General features: G+C 65.5%; 9 protein-coding genes and 1 pseudogene. 6 read left to right on the top strand and 4 right to left on the bottom strand.

Annotated features, from left to right (window positions below; genetic code table 11):
- The 4 genes and pseudogenes from ACIQ6O_RS09760 to ACIQ6O_RS09745 all read right to left on the bottom strand — a co-directional run.
- Positions 1-435: pseudogene (locus ACIQ6O_RS09760) on the bottom strand (hypothetical protein); the annotation flags it as partial.
- Positions 436-548: 113 nt separating this feature from the next.
- Positions 549-1961 (bottom strand): amidohydrolase family protein, encoded by a 1413-nt coding sequence (locus ACIQ6O_RS09755; protein WP_396207600.1) that lies wholly within the window; start codon positions 1959-1961, stop codon positions 549-551.
- A gap of 510 nt (positions 1962-2471) precedes the next feature.
- On the bottom strand, positions 2472-2822 hold the full coding sequence (locus ACIQ6O_RS09750; protein WP_396207599.1) for an ArsC family reductase: 351 nt from the start codon (positions 2820-2822) through the stop codon (positions 2472-2474).
- Positions 2823-2876: 54 nt separating this feature from the next.
- Positions 2877-4253: a pyridoxal phosphate-dependent decarboxylase family protein gene (locus ACIQ6O_RS09745; protein WP_396207598.1), complete on the bottom strand. Its 1377-nt coding sequence runs from the start codon at positions 4251-4253 to the stop codon at positions 2877-2879.
- 380 nt (positions 4254-4633) lie between these two features.
- Here ACIQ6O_RS09745 and ACIQ6O_RS09740 point away from each other — a divergent pair, with 380 nt between their 5' ends.
- The 6 genes from ACIQ6O_RS09740 to ACIQ6O_RS09715 all read left to right on the top strand — a co-directional run bounded on the left by ACIQ6O_RS09740 (position 4634) and on the right by ACIQ6O_RS09715 (position 8207).
- Positions 4634-5014 (top strand): phosphopantetheine adenylyltransferase, encoded by a 381-nt coding sequence (locus tag ACIQ6O_RS09740; protein ID WP_396207597.1) that lies wholly within the window; start codon positions 4634-4636, stop codon positions 5012-5014.
- A gap of 75 nt (positions 5015-5089) precedes the next feature.
- The gene (locus ACIQ6O_RS09735) at positions 5090-5671 is read left to right on the top strand and encodes a DinB family protein (protein ID WP_396207596.1); all 582 of its coding nucleotides are present in this window, start codon (positions 5090-5092) and stop codon (positions 5669-5671) included.
- A gap of 4 nt (positions 5672-5675) precedes the next feature.
- Positions 5676-6110, top strand: a complete 435-nt coding sequence (locus tag ACIQ6O_RS09730) for a hypothetical protein (protein ID WP_396207595.1) — start codon at positions 5676-5678, stop codon at positions 6108-6110.
- A 146-nt stretch (positions 6111-6256) separates the two neighbouring features.
- Positions 6257-6922 (top strand): RraA family protein, encoded by a 666-nt coding sequence (locus tag ACIQ6O_RS09725; RefSeq protein WP_396207594.1) that lies wholly within the window; start codon positions 6257-6259, stop codon positions 6920-6922.
- A complete protein-coding gene (locus tag ACIQ6O_RS09720; RefSeq protein WP_396207593.1) occupies positions 6919-7584 on the top strand; it encodes an RraA family protein in 666 nt (221 codons plus the stop codon). The genes ACIQ6O_RS09725 and ACIQ6O_RS09720 overlap by 4 nt, the downstream gene beginning before the upstream one ends.
- Positions 7581-8207 (top strand): RraA family protein, encoded by a 627-nt coding sequence (locus ACIQ6O_RS09715; protein WP_396207592.1) that lies wholly within the window; start codon positions 7581-7583, stop codon positions 8205-8207. Before ACIQ6O_RS09720 ends, ACIQ6O_RS09715 begins: the two co-directional genes overlap by 4 nt.
- Positions 8208-8229 lie beyond the last annotated feature (22 nt).

Genomic DNA, 8229 nt, shown 5'->3' with positions numbered 1-8229 from the left:
GACGACCACACTCCGGGCTTGCCAGTAGCAGTTCGGGTCCGCGCTAAACTGACAGAGCGTCCCCATGGCAACCTGATTCACATAGTTGACGCCGATGGCATGGTACCCGCGCGCGGCGGCCGCACGTAGGATGTAGCTGTACTGCGACGGGCGCCCCAGTGTCCCCGGCAGGAACACCAGCAGTTTCCCCTGCGGGGTGATGGCCGGCGACGGATTGATGACGACATGCGGCGCTTCGGCGCCGGTCGGAACGGCCGCGATAGCCGCATCGGTCGTGGTGGCATTGATCTGCCGCTCCACGGACGGTGGCCGCGTGCCTTGTGGGGGAGCCGTGATGCCGGGCGCATCGTTCGCGTCACGACGTGCGCAGGCGCCGGCCGCCACCAGAAGCGAAACAGCCAACGTCCGCCAGGTCGTGAAAGACGGACTCGGCATTCGAGAGTTCCTCACGGCGTCGCCTCTTTGCACGTTGATTCGGGAAATGGCAGGCGTCGTCCTGATCGCCACGACTCCGGCAATGCGCACGGTCGGCGCACGCAGGATGAAGGTCAGCGCTTGATACCGTAGGGTGGCGGGGCGGCGCGTGGCACATGACGCGGGACGAAGATGCGCCCGTCGTCGATCACGATATGGCCGTCGCGAATGACCAGCTCCACCTTGGCGAGGTCATCCAGACGATCGTCCGGACGACCGTTGACCACCACCACGTCAGCCAACTTGCCCGCCACGAGCGTGCCCAGCTTGTCATCCATGTCGAGCAACTCGGCGTTGGTCTTTGTCGCCGCGACCAGCGCCTCGGCGGGCGTGTAGCCGATCGCCGTGAAGTACTTGAGCTCGTTGATGTACGGCCACGGCATGTGCTGATACCAGTCCAGCACGAGATCCGTGCCCACGCCCATCTTCACCCCGGCGCGGTGCATCCGGCGCATCACGTCGAGATTGAGCGAATCACTGAACTGGAATCGGCGCGACGACGACCCGAAATATCCGCCACCGAGTTTGTTGAACAGCAGGGTGTAGATGTAGACGGTCGGATCGGCCTCCACCTTCTTGGCCACCATGGCCCGGATCGCCTCGTCGGTGCGTGGCAACGGATGTTCGATCATGTCGACACCGGCCTCGATGGCCCGGTCGATGTAGAACGTCTCGCAGTCGCACGTCACCTTGAGGCCGAGCGCGTGCGCTTCCTCGATTGCGGCGCGAGCCTCCTCGGTCGTGAAGTGCGACGCGATCTTGATCAGGTCGGCTCCCGCCTTGAACTGCTCGCGCACCGCCTGGCGCCAATCGTCCGGTCCACTGGCTCCCCGGATCGGCCGCGGCCCGGACTCGGCAAAGTTGCGCACTTCGTTGCCGTGGCCGCCCGTGCCGGTGATCAGCTGACCGGCCGCAAAGATGCGCGGCGCAGCGATCGCGTTGCGAGCACTCCACGCCTTGAGCCGAAAGGGGATGTCACCCGCCGACGCCACATCCCGCACACTCGTGATCCCGCTCTCGAGGAAGTAGCGAAGCCGGTTGAGCGAGCGCAGGGTCATGTCAGCGTCGTTGCCATCTTCGGTGGTCGACACCGGCGGATCGCTGTAGGTGATGTGCGTGTGCAGGTCGATCAGGCCGGGCAGCACCGTCTTCCCCGTCACGTCGATCACCCGCGCATCGCGGGGCCAGTCCGTTGCGCCGGGCGGCAGGACCGCGACAATGCGATTCCGCGTGATGACCACGGTACCAGCGCGCGCGGGCGCACCGGTCCCGTCGAACACACGCCCGCCTCGCAGCACGATCGAGCCATCCGGCCCCTTCGGACCGCTCGGTGCCGGCACGCGACGCGGATCATCACTCGTCTCTTGGGTCGGGGAGAGCGAGCGACGGCGGTCCGCTGCGCGCTCCTGCGCGTGGATCTCGTGAGGGGCCATGCCGAGAGTGCCCAGCGTCAGGCCGACGGCGATGCAGTATCGTCCGAATGTCACGTCGCTACCTCTCCGGAGTGGTGGGCGCCGGCGTCGGTCGCGATTCGTTGGCTCGCTCCGCCGTCGGTCCGTAAAGAAAAATCGGAAGGCGAGCTACGCACAACTGCACAGGGCGAGCGACCCGGGCGTTCGTGCCCGGCGGAACGTGCACCGCGCGGCAGACCGTACTCTCGACACGCGCACTCGACGATCGCCTTCGCGCGTTCACAATTGGTGGAGCGCCATCCGAGACAGGTGGGCAAGTGCAGCGACGCGAGATCTGCGATCGTCCGCGTGTGGCAGTAGGCGTGATCGCCCGACCGGCCGCAGAGGCCTTCCTGAGCGAGACCGTCAACGCCACCCAACCCAACGGTGACAGAGGTCAGGGCGGTAACCGACCAGCTGCACCAGGCATCGATAGCGGTCCTCATGAGGGCCGCCTTCCGTCAGACCGGTACGCGCGAAGCCGTCTTCAAGGGGAGGCCGTGTGTTGAAGCACTGTTCGCGCGGAAGCGCGAGGTCAGCGGATGATCACGGCAAAGCCGCTTCATAGGCCGCCACACTGAAACCCACGAGCGGTACTTCAGCCGCACCGGTCAAGACCGGGCGCTTGATCAGACTCGGGTTGGCGACCATCAGCGCAATCGCCTTGGCCTCATTCAGGTCAGCCTTGTCTGCATCCGACAGCCCGCGGAATGTCGTGCCCGCGCGGTTGAGCAGTTTCTCCCAGCCCACGGACGCCGCCCACGCGCTGAGCGTCGCCGCATCGATGCCCGCGACCTTGTAGTCGTGAAACACATACGCGACGCCGCGTGCCTCGAGCCAGGCGCGGGCCTTCTTCATCGTGTCGCAGTTGCGGATCCCGTACAGAGTCATGGTCATGGTTTGGCAGGTCTCATCGTGCGTGGCAACGGGTAGGTCATCCTACGCGCTTTGTCAGCGCAATCCATGTAAAGCCGCGGCGGCGGCCGCGACGGTCCGCGCGACATCATCACGGTTGGTATTCCAGCCACACACGCTGATGCGCATCACCCGCTGACCGTCCCACGTACCGCCACTCATGAAGGCTTCGCCGCTGGCGTTGATCGCGGCGATCACCGCGTCGCTGATGTTGCGGCCATCGAGCGCATTGAACTGGATCAGCCCCTGGTTCATCGTCGGCCGCGCGAGGCCGGTCGCCCCCGGCAATGCCGCCATGCCGTCGTAGATGGCGGCGGCATGATCGCAGCATCGCTCGATCATCGCCGCGAGACCATCGCGCCCAAGCTCCATCAACGCCGCCAGTGCAGGCAACGCGCGGGCTCGGCGTGACCATTCCGGTGTGAAATCCATCGGATCACGAACATCGCCGCCCGTCGTCAGATAGGCCGCCGTCATCCGCATGGCCGCGCTGTGCGCAACCGGATCACGCGTGAGGGCCATGCCGCAATCGTAAGGCGTGTTCAACCATTTATGGCCATCGGTCGCCCAGCTATCGGCCCGTTCCACCCCGGCCACCAGGGGGGCGAGCCGCGGGCTGGCATTGGCCCACAGTCCGAAGGCGCCATCGACATGGACCCATGCGCCCGCCGCCTGCGCGATCGGACACAGCGTCATGAAATCATCGCACGCACCGATATTGAGGTCGCCGGCATTGAGGATGACAATGGTCGGTGCGTGGGGGGCGAGTGCCAGCGCCTCGCGTAGCACGTCGGGTGAGACGTAGCCGGGGCGGTCGCCGCCGAGCGGAACGACACAGTCGCTACCCAGCCCGAGCAGGCGCAGCGCGCGCGTCACGGAGGAATGATGATGCGCGTTGGCGAGGACACGGACGACCGGGGCACCCTGTAGTCCCTTGGCTTCGACGTCCCAGCCGTGGCGCGCCAGCACGGCATGACGCGCGGCGGCCAGCGCGGTGAGATGCGCCATCTGGCAGCCGGTGACGAAGGCATAGCTGCAATCGGACGGCAGCCGCAGCGCCTCCAGCAAGAACCGCCCGGCGACTTCCTCCAACACGGCCCCGGCGGGACTGGTCGATGCTAGCACAGCATTCTGATCCCAGGCCGAACACATGATGTCGGTGGCCAGCGCCGCGGGCAGCGCACCGCCCTTCACCCAGGCGAAAAAGCGGCCGCCGGCATTGCCGGTCAATCCCGGCTCAGCCGCTGCGGCGATGGCGCGGACGACCTCGGTGGCGGGCAGGCCCTGCTCCGGCAGATGCGTCGGTAGCGGTGCGCGCATGTCGCTCGGCGTGCCGCGCGACGCGACGGGGCGGGTATCAAGCGAGGCCAGATAGCGGCGGGCTTCGGCAAACGCGATATCGAGCGGGTCCATGGTGGGAGCGTAACGGGATGATATCATCATGTCCATGTTCGCACTTCGACCGGGTCACCTTCGAATGGGGGTTCGCGCGATGACTCCGCTCTTCAAGAAACTCAATACGGCGACACTCGTCCAAGCGGCAGACGGAGACGCACAGCTCTGGATGGTCTATCCGAAAGGATCCTCGAAGAAGTATAAGTGCGAGTTCAAGTCGTTTCTGTAAGGTGGAGTTCATCAAAACCATGACGCGCAACCCCGATGGCGCGATCTCACGTGCCGGGCGCACGAAGGCGCTCGCGCAGCGGCCCGGCGAGGCGTAACCCGTCAATCATCCTGACCCGCCTGCCTCCGCGTGCAGGTGAGCTCGAGCGTTAGCCACTAAAGGAGTGCCCATGCGTCTTCTCGTGTCAGCAATGCTTGCGGTAGTTGCCGTCATCCACCTGTTGCCGCTATCAGGTGTGCTTGGGAGCGAGCGGCTTGCCGCGCTCTATGGGCTGTCCTTCAAGGAGCCCAACCAGGAAATCCTCATGCGCCATCGCGCGGTGCTCTTCGGACTCTTTGGTCTGTTCCTTCTCTTCGCCGCGTTCCGACCCCCATTACACACAATGGCTTTCATTGGTGGCTTCGGTAGCGTGGTCTCGTTTCTCTGGCTCGCTCGGTCTGTCGGCGAGTACAACGCGCACGTTGCACGCGTCGTCAAGGCCGACATCGTTGCGCTGGCGTGCCTCATCATCGGTGTGGTCGCGCATGCGTACATTCAATATGCGGGCTAATGATCCGTTGCCGCCCACGTCCTTCGGCGGCTGAACTCAAACGCTCGGTGGATCCGATCGATTCTCAGGAATGACATGACTTTCCTCGATGCGGGTAGCTTCGCCGGACCCGAAATTCAGGCCGCCCTCAAGGCGCTGCACCGCGAAAGCGAGTTGTACTGGGACTCGCTCACTACGAGCATGTTCCTCGCGCCGATTGGCGACGCGTGGTCGCCCGCCGACAATGTTCGCCATCTCACGAAGTCGATGCGTGCCGTGACTCGAGGGCTGGGGATGCCACGCCTGGTGTTGCTGTTGGCGTTCGGGAGATCCAGCGCGCCTTCGCGTTCCTACGCATCGGTCCGCGAGATCTATCGGGCGCGCCTCGCACACGGGGCGAGCGCGGGCCGATTCGCTCCGCGCGCTCAGCAGAAATCAAGCGAACCCGAAGCCACTCGCGCGCGCATCATGGCCTCGCACGCTGCTGCGGTCGCCGAATTGTGCGCGGCCATCGCGCAGTGGCCGGAGACCGCGCTCGATGCGCGCCGATTACCGCATCCCCTCATTGGTCGCCTGACTGTCCGCGAGATGCTGCTCTTTACGGTCTATCACAATCGGCATCACCTGGAGAACGTGCAGCGCCGCTTCGCGAGTGCACCGCCGGGGACCACCGAATGACACCATGACCATCGCGATTCCCGTTGTATTCGGGGTCATGCTGGCGCTCGCGCTCGCGGCCTTCGCCAACCGCAGGTCTGCAGACTACGCCGTGCGCGTCTACGCCACGGCGCTCATCGTGGCGGCGCTCATCTATGTCGCATTCGCGCTGATCGGTCGGGCCAGCGAGGCCTGGCTCCTCGTCGAAGTGGGCGGCGTCGCACTCTTTGGCGCGGCGGCTGTCGTTGGACGACGCACGTGGGTCCCTTGTCTGGCCGTCGGGTGGGCCGCACACGTCGCGTGGGACCTCGCTCTTCATCGCAGTGGTCCCGGCGCGGTCTACACGCCCGTGTGGTATCCGTGGCTCTGTGTCGGCTTCGACCTCACGCTGGCCGCTTGCATTCTGACATTTAGCGTGGCGTTCGGTGCCCTAGGAGGAACGGATGTCCGAGAGTTGTGAGTCAGACGGTGCTCGCGCGGTCAGTGATCGCGTCATATACTCGATCGACGCCGATCACGATTTCTCTGCTGCGAAGCCATTCCAGAAACGGGCTTTTCAGAATGGGGCTGCGCCGAGCGTGGAGGCTGCGATCCGTTTCCTTCGCCATGACTGCTGAACTACTAGACCGCCTCGCCCGTCTGGACACCACTACGGTGTCCGATGCCCTCGATTTCCTCGCCCTGCCGGGCGCCACCATCGGGCTGCGTCCGCTGTGGAACTGCCCGCGCATCGTCGGCCGGGCGAGTACCGTGCAGCTCGGTCCGAAGACAGACACGGCCCCCACGGTACACCTGATCTCCCCGGTGATCGCGTCGATCGACAGCGACGATCGGGTCCTCGTGATCGCCGGCGGCACGGACGGCGTGTCCTGTTGGGGCGATATCCTCGCCAACGCCGCGAAGGTCAAAGGTGTGCGCGGCACGGTCATCGACGGCTACAGCCGCGACATCGAGGCCAATGAAGAAATCGCCTACCCCGTCTACGGGCGTGGTGCGACCATGGTCAGCGCTCGCAATCGCGTCGTCCAGCGCGCGTCCGGAACGCCGATACCGGTGGCCGGCGTCACGGTGCGCGAGGGCGACTACGTAATCGCCGACCGCTGCGGCACTGTCTTCATTCCGCAGGAGCGCATGGAACAGGTGCTCGACCTGGCGGAGCGCATCGCGCGGCGTCAGGACGGCATGGTGCAGGCTGTGCGCTCCGGGCGTTCGGTAGAGGATGTAATGCACGACAAGGAATTCGAGGCCATCAAGGTGGACGGCGCGCAATGAGCCCGCAGGATCTGGAGTTGGTCACGTTGTTCAAGGGTCTGGACACGCCCTGCGTCTCAGATGCCATGGACAAGCTGGGGATCCCAGGCCAGTGCCTCGGCATTGTCCCGCTGGCCGACTACCGTGACACGATTGTTGGTCCGGCCTTCACGGTGAAGTACGTGAGCTGCGGACAGCCTGCCGGCACGGTCGGCGACTTTGTCGACGACGCGGTTGAGGGTGATGTGATCGTCATCGACAACGACGGCCGCACGGACTGCACCGTCTGGGGCGACATCATGACGCAGTACGCTGGCCTGCGCGGTATCGCTGCCACGGTGATCGATGGCGTATGCCGCGATGTCACCAAGGCACTCGGTGACGGCTATCCGTTGTTCACTCGCGGGCGATTCATGCGCACGGGCAAGGATCGTGTGGAGGTGGCCGCGGTGAACCAGACGGTGTCGATCGGCGCTGCACGCGTGGTGCCGAGGGACATCGTGGTGGCGGATGCCAACGGCGTGGTGGTCGTGCCGCGTGCACGGGCCGCCGAAGTGGCGGAGGTGGCGCACCGCATCGAGGCGGCAGAGTCGCGCATCCGCGACTTAATCGCGCGAGGGCAGACGCTCGGTGAGGCGCGCGCCCAGCTTGGATACCACCAGCTTCAGACTAGAGACGCATGAGCCTCACCGATCAGAGCGCGCGCGCTGTGGCCCTTGGTACATCGACGCTTTACGAGGCCTCCGGCCTGCCCTGTTCGATTGACCCGGCGATCCGCGCCGTGTGGGCGGGCGCGGCAGTCGCCGGCCCGGCCTACCCCGTGCGCTGCGCACCCGGAGACAACCTCTCAATCCACCTTGCCCTCGAGCGGGCTCCGCGAGGCAGCATGCTTGTGGTCACCGCCGACGACTTCGTAGCGGGCTACTGGGGCGAGGTGCTGACTGTCGCAGCCGAAGCCGCGGGCATCGTGGGCCTCGTCATTGACGGCGGCGTGCGCGACGTTGCGGCGCTGGCACGCCGGCGCTTTCCGGTCTTCTCGCGCGGTATCTCCGTGCGCGGCACGATCAAGTCAAGCGCGCCATCAGTCGGCCAGCCAATCCTGATGACCGGCGTCCGGATCGAAGCCGGGGATCTGGTCGTCGCCGACGATGATGGCGTGGTCGTGCTGCCTGCCGCCCGGATCGACGAGGTTCTGGCGGCTGGCGACGCACGGGCCCAAAAGGAAAGCGACTTCATGGCGCGACTGACCCGTGGCGAGACGACCGTGGATCTGTTCGGGCTGTCGGCCTGGCGTGAGCAGGTATGAGCGATACGCGGCATCGGGAGCA

The organism is Gemmatimonas sp. (assembly GCF_044345575.1).
Taxonomy (GTDB): Bacteria; Gemmatimonadota; Gemmatimonadetes; order Gemmatimonadales; family Gemmatimonadaceae; genus Gemmatimonas.
This window is presented reverse-complemented; position numbering and strand designations above follow the sequence as displayed.